General features: G+C 35.7%; 10 protein-coding genes. 2 read left to right on the forward strand and 8 right to left on the reverse strand.

The window, feature by feature from the left end; all coding sequences use genetic code 11:
• Positions 1-75 precede the first annotated feature (75 nt).
• Both B6A10_RS14325 and B6A10_RS14330 read right to left on the reverse strand, forming a co-directional pair.
• The gene (locus B6A10_RS14325; protein ID WP_055094135.1) at positions 76-990 is read right to left on the reverse strand and encodes a PorP/SprF family type IX secretion system membrane protein; all 915 of its coding nucleotides are present in this window, start codon (positions 988-990) and stop codon (positions 76-78) included.
• 55 nt (positions 991-1,045) lie between these two features.
• Positions 1,046-7,963: a DUF7507 domain-containing protein gene (locus tag B6A10_RS14330; protein ID WP_188221408.1), complete on the reverse strand. Its 6,918-nt coding sequence runs from the start codon at positions 7,961-7,963 to the stop codon at positions 1,046-1,048.
• Positions 7,964-8,305: 342 nt separating this feature from the next.
• On the opposite strand from B6A10_RS14330, the gene B6A10_RS14335 reads away from it, so the two are divergent.
• Positions 8,306-9,778 carry a sensor histidine kinase gene (locus B6A10_RS14335; protein WP_238929416.1) on the forward strand — a complete coding sequence of 491 codons (1,473 nt, stop codon included), beginning with the start codon at positions 8,306-8,308 and terminating at the stop codon, positions 9,776-9,778.
• A gap of 11 nt (positions 9,779-9,789) precedes the next feature.
• Positions 9,790-10,428, forward strand: coding sequence for a response regulator (locus tag B6A10_RS14340; RefSeq protein ID WP_188221410.1), 639 nt, complete (start codon positions 9,790-9,792; stop codon positions 10,426-10,428).
• A 74-nt stretch (positions 10,429-10,502) separates the two neighbouring features.
• Here the strand turns inward: B6A10_RS14340 and phoU are convergent, their stop codons facing one another.
• The 6 genes from phoU to B6A10_RS14370 all read right to left on the reverse strand — a co-directional run bounded on the left by phoU (position 10,503) and on the right by B6A10_RS14370 (position 16,496).
• The gene (gene phoU / locus B6A10_RS14345) at positions 10,503-11,165 is read right to left on the reverse strand and encodes a phosphate signaling complex protein PhoU (RefSeq protein WP_188221411.1); all 663 of its coding nucleotides are present in this window, start codon (positions 11,163-11,165) and stop codon (positions 10,503-10,505) included.
• A gap of 70 nt (positions 11,166-11,235) precedes the next feature.
• Positions 11,236-11,994: a phosphate ABC transporter ATP-binding protein PstB gene (pstB, locus tag B6A10_RS14350; RefSeq protein WP_055094125.1), complete on the reverse strand. Its 759-nt coding sequence runs from the start codon at positions 11,992-11,994 to the stop codon at positions 11,236-11,238.
• Positions 11,995-12,043: 49 nt separating this feature from the next.
• A complete protein-coding gene (gene pstA, locus B6A10_RS14355) occupies positions 12,044-12,988 on the reverse strand; it encodes a phosphate ABC transporter permease PstA (RefSeq protein WP_188221412.1) in 945 nt (314 codons plus the stop codon).
• A 3-nt stretch (positions 12,989-12,991) separates the two neighbouring features.
• Positions 12,992-14,305: a phosphate ABC transporter permease subunit PstC gene (gene pstC, locus B6A10_RS14360; protein WP_188221413.1), complete on the reverse strand. Its 1,314-nt coding sequence runs from the start codon at positions 14,303-14,305 to the stop codon at positions 12,992-12,994.
• 79 nt (positions 14,306-14,384) lie between these two features.
• A complete protein-coding gene (locus B6A10_RS14365) occupies positions 14,385-15,218 on the reverse strand; it encodes a phosphate ABC transporter substrate-binding protein (RefSeq protein WP_188221414.1) in 834 nt (277 codons plus the stop codon).
• A 90-nt stretch (positions 15,219-15,308) separates the two neighbouring features.
• Positions 15,309-16,496: a porin gene (locus B6A10_RS14370; protein ID WP_188221415.1), complete on the reverse strand. Its 1,188-nt coding sequence runs from the start codon at positions 16,494-16,496 to the stop codon at positions 15,309-15,311.
• Positions 16,497-16,885: the final 389 nt, after the last annotated feature.

Raw genomic sequence — 16,885 nt, forward strand, 5'->3', positions numbered from 1 at the left:
GCCAGTTCCCTTTTTTATTCATTGGTATTTGCTTGCGCAAAATTTTTGTTAATGGCGATTTCATACGCTTTATTTTTAGAAAAATCTTGGAGTTATAATTCGTTTTTGAATTCTAAATAATTCAAAACGCAAGAATATTTCATGTGAACCGGAATTATAATTTTCCAAAGAAGTAGTGTCAAAATCATAACTATAACCCACCAATAATCCATCGGTTATTTGAATTCCTGCCATGGCGGTTACCGCAGCACTCCATCTGTAAGAAAGTCCCAAAGAAAATTTATCCTGCAACAAAACATTAGCAGCTAAATCGACCTGCAAAGGTGCTCCCGATACCATTTTAGTCAAAACACTTGGTTTCAATTTTACATCAGGACTTACATCAAAAACGTAACCTCCCATTAAATAATAATGCAATCGGTCTTTGTAAGCCGTTGAAGAATTATCATCAAAATGTTTTACCGTTAAGAAATTAGGAACCGAAAAACCAACATACATTTTATCAGAATGATAATAAACTCCCGCTCCAATATTAGGAGAAAACTCGTTATCGATGTTATTTTGAAACAACTGATTCCCGGTATTATATCTGTTTAATTTCGTATAATCCACATTCAATAAGTCGGCTGAAGCTTTGATACCAAAAGACAATTTGTAATTTTCAGAAGTAGGAATTGTATAAGATAAATCTACCGCCAGATTATTTTGATCGCCAGCTCCAATTTTATCATTAACAAAAGACACCCCAATTCCCAATCTTGAATTTTCTAAAGGCGCATTGATGGAAAAGGCATTAGTCGTTGGTGCTCCATCTAATCCTACCCATTGTGAACGATGCAAACCAAAAATGCTTGTTACTCCCCTGCTACCGGCATAAGCAGGGTTAATATTAATGGTATTATACATGTAATGGCTGTATTGCGAATCCTGTTGGGCAAAACCGGACACCATTACTAACAACAGAAATAGTATTATAGAATTTGTTTTCATACTCTTAATTTTAATTATTCTAAAAGAACTTTTCTTTTTCGTGCTTTGCATTTATTTAGTTAATTAAATGCAGGTATCCCGCCTTATCGTGAGCTTCTCCACTATTTGGATCAACATATTTTAGTACATAATAGTAAGTACCGCTTGGCAAAGCTTTAGATTGACTTACCGTAGCTCTTCCTTCAGAAATTCCTCTGAAAGCTTTTGCATTATTATCATATCCGTCCACCTCGAACACTTTTACTCCCCAACGGTCAAACACCTGAACAGAATTATTTGGATAACAATCCAATCCTCGTATGTATAAAATCCTTTCATATCCTGAACCTTCATTTGGAGAAACTGCGTTGAAAACTTCAACAACACAACCTTCAACCCCTATTACCGTCGAATCATCTTCTAACGGACTATCGTCATCTGATAAATCCTGAACTACAACTCCCAGCGGACTTGTACCATACACGGTAGCCTGATTCATCACATGTCCAGCAATAATATCTTCTTGTGTAATGCTATAACTTGCCGAAAAAGTAGTGGTATCCATCGCTCCGATAGGCATATCAATGGTTCCGGAGTTTTCATCAAGTCCTGCCAATTGGTCTTTAATCCAAACATTGCTTAGCGGAACATCTCCCATATTCATGATGGTATAAGTGTACAAAATGGTTTCCCCAATTTGTGCCTGACCGTCCTGATTCTCATCCTGGAATTCTCCTTTTAGGATTAAAGCAATTTTTGGCGACTGTGGCAATCCTGTTTCTGTAATTGCATCATTATCTATTGCTGTTCCGGAAAGATCACTAACCGGATTATTATCCGGATCTAAAGCAGTAACGGTAGCCTGATTACTTACTTTTCCGGCTTCAATGTCGGCTTGAGTAATAGTATAAACCCCTGTGATACCTGAATTAGTAACTCCAGGTGACAAACTCACAATCGGACTTCCGGTAAGAATTAAACCTGCCATTGGATCCATTACAACAATATTTATCAAGTTGGTGTTCCCGGTATTCGTTACCGAAAATGTGTAGCTAATTGTATCCCCAACCTGAGCTTTAGTGGCATTTCCATTATAAACTGCTGTTTTCACTAAGGCAATACTCGAATTATGAGCAACCGGAGTTTCAGTAATATCGTCCGTTGTTAATGTTGTTCCAGACAAATCGGTTACAGTATTATCTTTAGGATCTTTGGCTGTTACCGTAGCCTGATTACTAACTTTCCCGTCATCTACATCATCTTGGGTAATTACATAAGTTCCGGTAATAGCTGTACTGGTAATTCCAGGAGCTAAACTCGCAATTGGGCTGCCTGTAAGGGTTAAACCGCTCATTGGATCGGTAACAACAACATTAGTCAGAGTTGTATTTCCGGTATTTTTCACCGCAAAAGTATAGGTAATTGTCTCACCTAAAAGTCCGGTTCCAGTTCCACTAATTACTGCCGTTTTCATCAAAGCAATGGAAGAAGATTGCGTTAATGGTGTATCAGTGGTATCATCCGTAGTTAATGTTGTTCCGGACATATCGGTTACATCATTATTTTGAGGGTCTTTGGCTGTTACCGTAGCCTGATTGCTTATTTTTCCTTCATCTATATCATTTTGGGTAATTACATAAGTTCCGGCAATAGCTGTACTGATAGCATCCGGCGCTAAACTGGCAATAGGATTTCCAGTCAGGATTATACCCGTCATCGGGTCAGTCACAACAACATTAGTCAGAGTTGTGTTTCCGGTATTTTTTACGGTAAAAGTATAATTCACTGTTTCACCTAAAAGTCCGGTTCCGGTTCCACTAATTGTTGCTGTTTTCATCACAGCAATTGAAGAAGATTCCGGCAAGGTAGTTTCTGTACTGGTATCATTATTTACAGTAGTTCCTGATATATCAAACACATTTACTCCCTGTGGATCCTTTCCTGTAGCTGTAGCTGTATTCGTCACTTTCCCTGCATCAATATCTGCCTGGGTAATTTCATAATCCTGAGTTATTTGTCCGCTTGCAGACGGTGCTAGTGTACTTGGAACTAAAACCAAGTTGGTAATTCCAAGTTTTACATCGATAATCGCAATATTGTCAATCGTTACATTTCCGGTATTCGTTACCGTGAATGTATAAGTAATTTTATCACCTACTTTAGCTTTAGTAGCATCTCCATTATAAACTCCTGTTTTTACGAAAGCAATTGAAGCTGATTTTGGCAAAATAGTTTCCGTACTAATATCATTGCTAACAGTTGTTCCTGAAACATCCTGAACATCGATATCCTGCGGATCTTTTCCGATAGCTATAGCCGAATTAGTTACTTTTCCGGCATTAATATCGGATTGAGTTATAGTATAATCCTGAGTCACCACTCCGGTTGCTGCAGGCGCTAATGTAGCCGGAATCAAAGACAGATTACTTACTCCCAACTTAGCATCATTAATCACAATATTTTTTACAGTTACATTTCCGGTATTCGTTACCGTGAACGTATAAGTAATTTTATCACCTACTTGAGCTTTAGTTGCATTCCCATTATAAACTCCTGTTTTCACAAAGGCTAAAGAAGCCGATTTTGGTATAATTGTTTCGGTACTGGTATCATTATCAACAGCAGTTCCAGACGTGTCTGTAACATCAATGTTTTGTGGATCTTTTCCGGTAGCAGTAGCAGTATTCGTTACTTTTCCGGCATCAATATCAGCCTGAGTAATGGTATAATCCATAGTTGCTACTCCGCTTGCCAATGGTGCTAAAGTGGAAGGGCTAACTACCAGATTGGTAATTCCTAATTTGGTATCATTTATAGTTACATTCTTTATCGTTACGTTTCCGGTATTCGTCACAGTGAACGTATAAGTAATTTTGTCTCCTACTTTAGCTTTAGTTGCATTTCCTTTATAAACTCCTGTTTTCACAAAAGCAATTGAAGCTGATTTGGTAAAAGTTACCTCTGTAGGATCATTTGTAATTTCAGAAGTTCCTGATAAATCAGTCACATTATTATTTTGAGGATCTTTAGCTGTTACTGTGGCCTGATTGCTTACTTTTCCGGCATCAACATCAGCCTGAGTAATAACATAAGTTCCCGTAATTGTTGTATCAGCATCAGGTGCCAAACTGGCAATTAAATTAGACGTAAGTAACAATCCGGGCATTGGATCACTTACTAAAATATTTTTTAAAGTGGTATTTCCTGTATTATGAATTGTAAAAGTATAAGTAATAACATCTCCTACACCTCCTGAACCACCTACACTGGCTGTTTTTACCAAAGTTATAGTTGAATTTTGTGTGATTGGAGTTATCGTATTATCATTAGTTCCAATTGTCGTTCCTGATATATCCGTTACATCATTATTTGATGGATCTTTAGCTGTCACCAATGCCGAATTCACTACTTGACCAGCATCTATATCAGCCTGAGTAATAACATAAGTTCCTGTAATTGATGAATCGGTAATACCTGGCGCTATACTGGCAACAGGATTTCCTGTAATAATTAATCCAACCATCGGATCAGTTACCACAACATTAGTCAAAGTCGTTGTTCCGGTATTAGTCACAGCAAAAGTATAAGTAATGATATCTCCTAATCCTCCTGAACCACCTACACTGGCTGTTTTTACCAAAGCAATAGTTGATCTGGCTCCTACAGGAGTCTCGGTCGTATCATCTGTCAATATGGTAGTTCCTGATAAATCAGTAACATCATTATTTTGTGGATCTTTAGCAGTAACTGTAGCCTGATTACTAACTTTTCCAGCATCGAGATCCGTTTGCTTAATACTGTAAGTTCCGGTAATTGCTAAACTTGTTGCTCCCGGAGCCAAACTGGCAATAGGGCTACCATTTATTACTAAATCCGGCAATGGATCGGTTATTACAACATTAGTCAATGTGGTGTTTCCGGTATTGGTTACAGCAAAAGTATAAGTTACCGTATCTCCTAAACCACCTAAACCTGATACACTTGCTGTTTTTACTAAAGCAATCGATGGATTTTGAGTCACCGGTGTTTCGGTACTGTCATCTGTAGTTACTGATGTTCCCGAAAGATCCGTAATAACATTACCAAAAGGATCTTTGGCAGTTACTGTAGCCTGATTGCTTACTTTTCCGGCATCAATATCTGCCTGAGTGATAATATAAGTACCGATAATTGTACTATTAGTAGCTCCCGGAGCCAAACTAGCAATTGATCCGCCCGAGATTACCAAACCAGTCATTGGATCGGTTACTACTACATTAGTTAAAGTAGTGTTTCCAGTATTGGTTACTGTAAAAGTATAAGTAATCACATCACCTTTTACTCCGGTTCCGCTTACTACTGCGGTTTTTACCAAGGCGATACCATCCGTTTGTAGTACCTCAGTAGCAGTACAATCAGGACAATCAGGATTTACAGGACAAGTTGTACAAGGAGTTGGATCGGTTGAAGTAGCGGTCAATGGCGTTCCTAAAATACTAATAGCATTAGCAGTAGCTAAATTATAAACCACACCTTTATCAATATCTGCCTGTGTAATCGCATAAGTTGCCGTGAAAGTAGTGGTATCACTGGCTCCCGGCTCTAAACTGGCTATTGGCCCACCGGAAACAGTAGCATTATCATCCGTCAATGTTACATTACTTACCGTTTTAAAACCGGTATTTTTAACTTCAAATGTATAATCAATTCGGTCACCAGGATTTACTTTTCCATCAGAATTAGCATCCACATAAGTTCCCTCTTTCAGAACAGAAATAGAAGAAGCATTACAATTTAATGTACTTCCGTCGCCTCCGTCACTCTCAGAAGTATCCACAAAAGCACCGTAAACATTAATAGAATTGATTACACTGGCTACCGAATTTAAAGTCAGCCTGATTTCGTCAAAAGGCAAAGTCGCTTTGAAACCAACATTATAAGCACCCGGAACGGAACCTAAAACATCCAATCCTAAAAGTGACAAATCAATTAATTGTCCAGCTGATTGCGATTCCTGTAAAATACCATCATTATAAGTACTAATTTGTAATGATTGGAATAAATTAACCTGAGCCAGCGTCCCTAAATCATCAATTACAAAACCGGCAAAAGTTCCTTTTGGATAAGTAAACAACTGATCTTTTACGGCAACTGATCCAGAACCCACAACTCCGGCAACCAAGGTAATATTAGCATAATCCGTTTCGTCTGCTGTTAATAAATTATTGGTATTCGTAACAGCACAAGACACACAGGCAACACCTTCAACACCCGAATGATCCGTATCAATAATTACCGGAAAATCAGGATTAGTCCAAGTGTAAGTTTTATTACATTCTACAACAGGTTCGCATAATTTTTGAAAAACAGAGTTATACACTTTAACTTCTCCTAAATTTACTGAGACTGTATTTTGAAAAGTAATTTTAACTTCGTCAAAAGGCATCGTAGATACAAAACCCAGAGTTTGTTTTCCGGTGCTCACTAACAAATCAGTTCCTACAGAAACTAAAGGTCCATTTCCTGTTTTGGTTTCTTGTTGAATTCCATTTAAATAAGTGGTTATAATTACCGAATCCAATGCTCCTACATTAAGTAAAGCAGGATTTTCTATTGTATAACCGGCAAAAGTTCCGGCCGGATAATCGGTAATTTGATTTTTTACGGATAAACTTCCGCTGGTTCCAACACCCACAGCCAGATTAACGCTGGCGTAATTTGTTAAATCGGCATCAATTAAATTATCCTGATTGGTTACCGTACACAAAGCACAAACTAAACCATTAATTCCTGAATTGGCATTATTAACATATACCGGATACGTTGGAGCTGTCATAGGTGTTTGCGTATTACAAGCTAAATCAGGTCCAGCACAAAATTTTTCAAAAACAGCACCATAAACTCTGGTAGTTGCTAAACTCAATCCTACCGTTTGATTGATGGTTAATTTTACTTCATCAAAACTCTGAGAACTCACAAATCCTAATTTAAAACGTCCCGCAGCAGGAAGCAATCCTACATTGGCTAATAAATTATTACCCGAAAATTGCTCTTTTAATATTCCGTCCAAATAAGTAGAAACTACAATATTACCTAAGACTGATAAATCTAGCAGACCCGTGTTTTCTATTTCAACCCCCGCATAAGTTCCTGCGGGATAATTGGTAACCTGGTCTTTTATAGCGATACTTGCATTAGCCAATGCTCCCACTGTAAAATTAATTGTAGCATAATCTGAATCATCAGCGCTAATAGCGTTTTCAGTATTCGAAACACTTCCTGCAGAAAGTAATCCCGAAAAACCAGTATTCGCCTGATCTATAGTAACCGGATAAGTGGGAAAACTCATTTTTGTAACCGTATTACAAACCAAATCAGGTCCGGCACTATATTCTTTTATTACTGCATAAAAAACATTGGTAGCACTTAATAACGACACTGTTCCGTTTAAAACGATTTCAACCGCATCAAATGATTTTAAAGTATTAAAACCTACTAAATTTTCATTTGTTCCGGAAAGCAAACTCAAACTTAACAATCCATTTCCGGAATTTGTTTCCTGAAGAACCCCATCAAGATAGGTTCTTATTGTTATCCCGTTTAATAAATCCAAACTAAGTAGCTGACTCCCGGTTCCTATTTTAAAACCTGTAAATGTTCCCGGAACATAGCTTTTATTTAAAGTTCCGTCAGTAACTCGTAATGAATTGACAACACCTACACTAAGTACACCTGTGCTTGCAGTCGCATAATTAGTTAAATCAGCATCAATTAAATTAGCCTCATTGCTTACTCCGCAACCCACACACAAAACTGCTGTTGTATTTTCACTAACTGATAAATTAGCAAAGTTCGAAGACACAAAAGGAACTGGGTCGTCCGCATTATTTTGTCCGTATGAATTAAAGGACAATATAAGAAACCCTAAAAACAAAGCCAACATATTAAACTTAGCAGTTAACTGTAAGGTTTTAATTAGCTTATTATTTAATAAATTAAAGTAATTATTTCTCATAATCTAAAGCATTTGATTTTGATTGTAAATCTTATTTTAGCTGATTTTATCCGAATAGTAAGACTATAAAAAACCTAAAATTCAGCAGCAATAATGATTCATTCACAAAATTAAATTAATGGATATCGAAAATCGGAGAAAATAAGTAGATATAAACCTACAAGAAAGGGAAATAAAATCGATTAATATCTTGATAAAATTCAACTTTTAAATCGATTAATTCTTACAAAAAAAATTTGTATATATTGATATATTTGTAAAGCGATAGTTTTTAACACCACAAACTATTCATTACAATCCTTTTCATCCAGCAATTAACAACGTTTAGTATTCTCTATAAAATTGAATCCAGCTAAAACAAATACCATTACTTTTTTAATTATAATACTAACAGCCTGTTCGATGTTGATAGTAGTTAACTTCTACACGATAAAAACACTTTCAGCCACAAGAGCTTATGTAAACGGAGAATCACGCTACTCCAAAGGACATAATGTTGCCACCCGCAATTTGATAAATTATGTTTTCACCTCAAAAGAAGAATATTGGACAAAATTTGTTTCTAACATCAGTATTCCGCTTGGTGATAAAAAAGCCCGAATAGCATTAACAAAAAAACTAGATACCGAGACAATCAAGCAGGGTTTTAGAGAAGGTAAAAATCATGAAGAGGATTTAAATGACATGATTTGGCTTTTTAACAATTTTAAAAGTCTGTGGTTTTTACAAAATGCCATTGAGGAATGGAAACATGGAGACTACTTAAATACACAATTATACAATAGAGGTTTTGCACTACACCGATTAATAGAAAAACAAAAACTAGATTTAGCTACAAAAATCAAAATTCTGGAAGAGCTGGACAAACTCAGTCACAGTATTACCCGTAGTGAAGAGCGTTTTTCAGAACTCATGGGCGACGGTACCCGTAAAACCAATTATTACCTTTTGCTTGCCAACATTTTTTTCATCTGCATTATTATATGTTCTATCAGCGTATATTATAGCGGAATGCTCAAAAAAATCATCAAATCCAAACAGGAATTAAAACAGCAAAAAACACAACTGGAAGCCATCATTAATGATCTGGAAAGAACCAAACTGGAATTATACACCGAAATTATTCAACACAAAAAAATCATCGGAACCATTAGCCATGATATTCGTAGTCCGTTAAAATACATCCAGCTTATTGCTAAACATTTGAGCAGCAATACCAAAAAAGCAAAAAATCCCGAAACTTACAAATACGCAAGTACCATTTACAAATCCTCTTCGCAACTGTATGATTTTACCAAAACGCTTATCGAATATTCCAAAATATACATCGAAGACCGCGATTACAACCAGCAAGAGTACTCTGTTTATGATTTGATTGAAAGCAAAAAAATCTTTTTTGAAGAAATTGCCTCAAATAATGACACTCAAATTATAAATAAAACCGATAATACTTTAAATTCGGACATTAATATCAGAATCATTTCAATCATCATCCATAATTTATTAGACAATGCCGTAAAAAATACGAATTCAGGAAGTATCGAAATTGGTGCCTCATCCGATACTGAAAAAATTACCTATTGGGTAAAAGATACCGGCACAGGAATGAGTCAGGAAATTATAGACTATTATACTAATTTATTTAAAAACAGAGACCCCGAAAAACTAATCTTAAGCACTTATGGAATTGGTCTGCATTTAGTACTAGAACTTTTAATAATACTAAAAGGAGACATCTCTTTTTCAAACCCTACTAATGATGGAACTACTGTAACCATCAATATTAACTTTAAACAAAACAAGTCCTTAATTTAAAGAAAGAAGTTATGCAAAAAGAAATCCTTATAGTAGACGACCATCTCGTTGTAAGAACTGGTGTTTCTATCATATTAGAAGAAAAAGTTAAACACATTTCTATTTCTACAACTGATAATTTTAGTGACACCATTAAACTATTAAAACAAAAAGAATTTGATTTAATTATACTCGACATCAATATCCCCGGCGGAAGAAATACGCTAATGATTGAAGAAATCAAAAACATTCAGCCTGAAGTTAAAATACTTATCTTTTCGGTTTATGACGAAGAAACTCACGCCTGTCCGTACATCATTGCCGGAGCTAATGGTTACCTGAATAAATTAAGCGATAAAAAGAAACTCACTAACGCCGTAGAAAGTATCTTAAAAACCGGAAATTATTTAACTCCCGATATTATTAAAGATCTCGTAAAAGCTTCTACAAATAAAGAAAGTATCAATCCGCTGGATAAACTATCCAAAAGAGAAAAAGAAATCTCGGAACTACTGGTTCATGGAGACGGAAATATTGAAATTGCCAATAAATTAAACATCCAACTCACCACAGTTAGCACCCATAAAAACAAAATTTTCAGCAAATTAAACATCCGAAATATTGTAGAACTCATTACCTTATACAATAAATCTGTAGGACTGGAAGGCTAACTATTTTTCAAAAAACTAAAAAACCAGGTTCTTCTCATTGAAAACCTGGTTTATTTTTTTTTGAAAAAAATCAATTATTTATCTTCAAACTTTTCGTGTTTGATAATTTTGGCATGAACCATAAAATACACATATTCGGCAATATTGCTGCAATGTTCCGAGATACGTTCTAAATGTTTTAATACCAAAACCAGATTGGTTCCGGAAACCACAACTTTAGAATTGCTTTTCATTTCATTAATAATGGCTCCAATAACCTCATCTACCTTAGCTTTAATTGCATAATTTAAAGGAAAAACAGACAAAATAACCTCAGAATCTCGGGTTAAAAAACATTCATTTGTTTTTACCATCACCACTTCGACTTCTCTGGCAATGGTAGCAATATCAAATTTTGCTATCAAATCGTGTTTTTCTTTTATACTCTTATTTTTTTTGATGATACTAATGGCCAAATCGCCTATGCGTTCCATCTCATTGCTAATTTGCAACGAAGCCATGATAAATCGCAAATCAGAGGCAACAGGCTGTTGCAAAGCAAAAATTCTTTGACAAATTTCGTCAATCTTAACATCCAATTTATCAATTTTACTTTCAATTTTTTTTACTTCTTTCCCTTCGGCAACCGGTTCAGAAAGCAAGGCCTTAACCGATTCATTCACCTGATTTTCAGCTAAAGCTCCGATTTTTTGAATTACATTTTTTAACTTATCTAATTCTATTTCAAAGTGTGTCATTCTGTACTTTATTTTTTAAAAATATTAAGACTGAAATTATAAAAAACAATTATAAACTATTTCTATAATTTTATCCAAATCTACCCGTGATATAATCCTCAGTTTGCTTTTTGGCCGGTTTGGTAAAAATAGCATCTGTTTTACCCATCTCAATTAATTCTCCCATATAAAAGAAAGCCGTATGATCGCTTACACGTGCTGCCTGCTGCATGTTATGCGTAACAATCAAAATCGTGTATTTCTCTTTTAATTCATGAACTAATTCTTCAATTTTAGAAGTCGAAATAGGATCCAAAGCACTCGCCGGTTCATCCATCAAAATAATATCCGGATTTACAGCCAAAGTTCGGGCAATACACAAACGTTGTTGCTGACCTCCTGAAAGTCCCAAAGCCGAATCGCCCAATCGGTCTTTCAATTCGTCCCAAATAGCCGCCTGTCTTAAAGAGGTTTCAACAATTTCGTCCAATTCTCTTTTATCGGTAATTCCGTTAATTCGGGAACCATAAATAACATTTTCATAAATGGATTTCGGGAAAGGATTCGATTTTTGAAAAACCATCCCGATTTTTTTTCGGATGTTTACCACATCTACATTTTTATCGTAAATATCCACCCCTTCTACAAGCATCTGGCCGGTAATAGAAACACTCGGAATCAAATCATTCATTCGGTTAATACATCTCAAAAAAGTCGATTTCCCACAACCGGAAGGCCCAATTAAAGCAGTCACTTTATTAGCCGGCACCTGCATCGAAATCTCCTTTAATGCCTTCTTTTCACCATAATACAATGACAAATCATTTACTTGTATTTTTATATCTTTCATTTTTATTTTATTATATCTAAAAGTATATTTTAATAATTAATAAGCAAAATTATTTTGCTTTTCTTCTGATTCTTGATCTGATTACAACTGCAATTACGTTAAGAGACAATGTAAGAATCAACAATACTAAAGTTGTTGCAAACTGGATAGGCATTGTTTTTTCCACATCAGAAGACTGCGTTGCCATGATATAAATATGGTAACCCAAATTCATAAACTGGTCACTCAAAGAACCCGGCAATGTAGCCAAATAATAAGCTGCTCCGGTAAATAATATAGGAGCCACCTCACCGGCACCTCTACTCACCGCAAGAATCGTTCCGGTCATAATTCCGGAAACTGAACCCGGAAGTACCACATTTTTGATAGTTTGCCATTTAGTTGCTCCCAAGGCTAAACTCGCTTCACGCAATTCTCTCGGAATCGTTTTTAAAGCTTCTTCCACCGAAACAATAATTACCGGCAAGGTCAAAAAAGACATCGTTAAACTCGCCCAAAGAATATTAGGTTGCCCCCATCGTAATTCACCTCCGTTAAAAGCAGTATCAAAACCCGTTCCAACGAATTGGATAAAAAATCCAAGTCCGAAAAGTCCAAAAATAATCGAAGGAACCACCGCTAAAGTTCGAACCGAAAAACGAACTGCCGCCGCAAATTTGGAACTTTCGCTGGCATATTCCGTCAAATAAATTGCTGTAATTGTACCAAAAGGAACAGCAGCCAACGACATTACAATCACCATGATAAAAGTCCCGATTAAAGCCGGAAAAATTCCTCCTTCAGTCATTCCATTAGTTGGAAAAGAACTAATAAATTCCCAGGAGAATTTTTCGCGCCCTTCGTAAATGATAATCCCCAAAATAACAAAAAGCACTGCGATTATGGTATAAACAGCCAATTGTGTGGCGCCTACAATCAGTTTTCCTTTTAAATCTGAAGACTTATTTTGAGTTGAAAGCAAAGAACTATTCATTTCTGTAGTTGTTGTTTCCATGTTTTATTTCCCTTGAAATTTCTTAATTAATTTACCCTTTACATAAAATTCGGCCAACGCATTTAATCCAAAAGAAAAAATGAACAATAGAGAACCTATAAAAAACAACACGCTGTAATGTGTTTCACCAAAAACGGTCTCAGCCATTTCTGCTCCGATTGTTGCTGCAAAGGTTCGCACACTTTCAAAAGGATTAGCCGACATCAAAGCCGCATTTCCGGTTGCCATCAAAGCAATCATGGTTTCTCCAAAAACCCTTCCTACTCCTAATAATAAAGCAGCAAAAATCCCCGGAGTCGCCGCAGGCAATACCACATAAAAGGCCGTTTGCCATTTGTTAGCACCTAATGCTAAACTTGCTTCAGTATATGTTTTTGGAATAGAAGAAAGCGCATCTTCTGAAATCGTATAAATAATTGGAATCGCCGCCAAAGCCATCGCAACACCACCTACAAAAGCATTTAATCGGGAATCATACCCAAAAATGTCCTGAAAGAAAGTAGCCATTACCATCAAAGCAAAGAAACCAATAACAACTGATGGGAAAGCAGCTAACATTTCTATAATTGGTTTGATGATTTCTTTAGTTCTTTTAGAAGCAAAACAAGAAGTATAAAGCGCTGCCAAAATAGCAATTGGCCCTGCAATAAGCATCGAAATAATCGTTACTTTCAACGTTCCGATAAGTAAACTTAACAAACCAAATCTCGGGTTTTCGGAAACCGGAACCCAATCCGGAGTTAATAAAGTATCCCAAATTGAGTTTGATTTTTTCTCCTTAGCTGTATCTTCTGCCGAATCATTATTTTCCACTAATGGTTCTGCCTGAACGTCTCCATAAGTTTCCGGTTGTAAATCCTCTTTTTCTACACCACCATAAGACTCTGGTTGTAAATCTTCTTTTTCAACACCACCGTAAGATTCAGGCTGTAAATCCTCTTTTTCCACACCACCATAAGTTTCCGGTTGCAAATCTTCTGTTTCAACACCACCATAAGACTCCGGTTGCAAATCTTCTGTTTCAACACCACCATAAGACTCCGGTTGTAAATCTTCCGTTTCAACACCACCGTAAGATTCGGGTTGGTCTCCTGAGGCAGAAACAGATTGCTGCATTTCAACTTTTGCTGATTCTTTTCCTAAACTAAAAATTGGTAAAGACTCTTTAAAAACGAAAATGAATATCAAAAAGATGATTGCAATCGACAAAAATGCAACCGAAGAAATTATTTTTTCAGCCAGAAATTCAGAAAGTCGGAATTGTTTTTCCAGACTCTCCTTGGTAAAATTTTGTTTACTCGAAATTGGAGAACTCATTTTAAAAATTTAGAATTTATAAAATACGACAAATCCTTTATCAGTTTTGGTGATAAAGGACTGTCATCATTTATTTGTATTATTTTACCGGGAAATATCCAGTTTCAACAACTAATTTTTGTCCTTCCGGGCTTAAAATCCAGTCAATAAAAGCTTTAGTTTCTCCTGTAGGTCTTGATTTCAAATACATAAACAAGTATCTTGAAATCGGATAGGTTTTGTTTTTAATGGTAGCAGCAGTTGGCAATACTCCTTTGCTTTTAGCATCTTTTTTTACTTTACAATCTTTCACTCCTTCTGCATAAGCAGCACCACCGTAACCTACACTGTATTTATCTTTACTTACCGCATTTACGATAGCTGCAGTTCCTGGCAAAGTTTGTACGTTAGTAGCAAAATCTCCTTTCACTACATGCTCTCTGAAAAACTCAAAAGTACCAGAGCTGCTTTCTCTTCCGTACAAACGGATTTTAGCGTCATCTCCTCCTACTTGTTTCCAGTTAGTAATTTTACCCGAATAAATATCGCCTAATTGTTGTACCGTTAATTCAGAAACTTTATTCCCTTTATTTAAGAAAACAGACAAACCATCTTTAGCGCATGGAATTTCGATTCCTGCTGTTTTATATTTTGACTTTAATTTTTGAACCTCAGCCGGTTTAATAGGACGACTTGCATTAGCAATTTCTGTAGAACCATTCAACAAAGCAGCTAAACCAACACCTGAACCTCCTCCGGTAACCTGAATTACTGTTCCCGGGTGTTTTGCCATATATACTTCTGCCCATTTTTGAGACAAAATTACCATCGTATCAGACCCCTTTACAGTGATTTTTTTCAACGCTGTAAAAGACAATCCAACCATCATGATTACAGCTAAAAATGCGTATAATTTTAAATTTGATTTTTTCATTTTCTTTGTTTTAATTTTGATACAAAAGTACTTTAGATACTTTGCTTCAATGTTAACTTAATATTATCTAATTGTTAGTGTATTAATAAATTACAATCCAATTTCCACCTGACCACGTACATACCAGGTTCCTATATTATCCCCTGAAATGTATTTGTCATTTCTATAAGAAACCTCAGTTTGCACTTTTAATTTGTGGCCTAAAATATATTTCGACACACCTAAAGCATACTCATCAGCATCCGGATTAGTAGCCTGAATTTCACTAGCTGCTTTTTGAATAGAATATCGGGCTGCGATTTGATAATTGGATGGAAAAACATAGCTTAACTGCGTATCCACTCCGTGACCTGTAAAAACTGTTTGTGTTTTAGTGATATCCAAGGGATTCACCGTGATTGGATCATCACACATAGCCGACATATAAGCTCCGATAAGCGACCAGCCATTGTACTTTAACATGGTATCAAAAAACAACGATTTAATAGTTCTTGGTTCATACAACTCACTTCCTAATTGCCCTTGCTTTCTTAAAGCGTGGTTGTTTTGAGAAAAAGCTCCCGAAATCATCCATTTCACTGATTTTTCTCTTTCTAAATCAGCTTCGAAATTCGAACCATGTTTTGTAAACGAACCTAAAGGAAACAACTCAGCCTTAGCCGTTAAAGCAATTCCGTCATCTTCGGTTTTCACCCAGTTTCTTCCTTCTCCTTTAGTCAAAGCTCCTTTGAATGAGTAAGCAAACTTAGATGGACTTTCATGACTATAATCTACAAAAAGTCCAAAGTCACGATCGATATTAAATCTGGAGTTATTAATACTTCGATCCGTAAATTCCAGAGCTCCCGAAGAAATCACACGTTGATTATTTCCAGGTAATTTTGTTTGTCCAAAAGCAATAGTCCAGTTTTTTGTAGGATGGTAAAAGAATACCGCATCCAGAATTACATTCCCATTTTTATTGTCTAAGGTTACCATATCCTTAGCCGCAAAACCTAATTCTATTTTATATCCAAACTTTGGATTATAAACAAACCCGTCCAATTTCAAACGCATTCTTCTTACTTCACCTTCATAAAAACCGGTTTCTCCTTCTGTTTTTTCAAATCCGGCACGACTTTGAATTCTAAAACCAATATTTACCTGAAACAAACTATCAACTGCAGTAAATCCTAATTTCTTTTTATTGACATTATAGCCTTCTGAAGTTTTTTTCCCTTCTTGAGCAAAAGTTACCATTGAACACATCAACAGTATAACAAATAATTTCTTTTTCATTTTAACTTAGAATCAATATTGTATTATTTTAATGCAAACCTAATATTAAACTTTCTTCTAAATATTAAGCCTGAGTTACCATTAAGACACCACAACGTAAAGATTTGTTCACATTAGACAAGTAACAATGTCAGAAAAACGAGATTTAAAAACAACAAAACCCAGTATTCATAAGGCCTAACCAGTTGTTTTATTGCTTAACAATTTCTTAACATTGAAAAAAATGCCATTTTCTATTCTTCCCAAAAGCAACAATCCGGCTTAAATTTTGAGTAAAAAAATAAAAAAATAAGAAGCCGTCTCAAAACTGAGGCGGTTTTTTTTGTGCTTTATATTTGGTTTAACATAAGTTATTTCGTATGTTTAGTCGTTGATTTACAACTGATTAA

This window comes from Flavobacterium pokkalii (assembly GCF_014596575.1).
In the GTDB taxonomy this organism is placed as follows: Bacteria; Bacteroidota; Bacteroidia; order Flavobacteriales; family Flavobacteriaceae; genus Flavobacterium; species Flavobacterium pokkalii.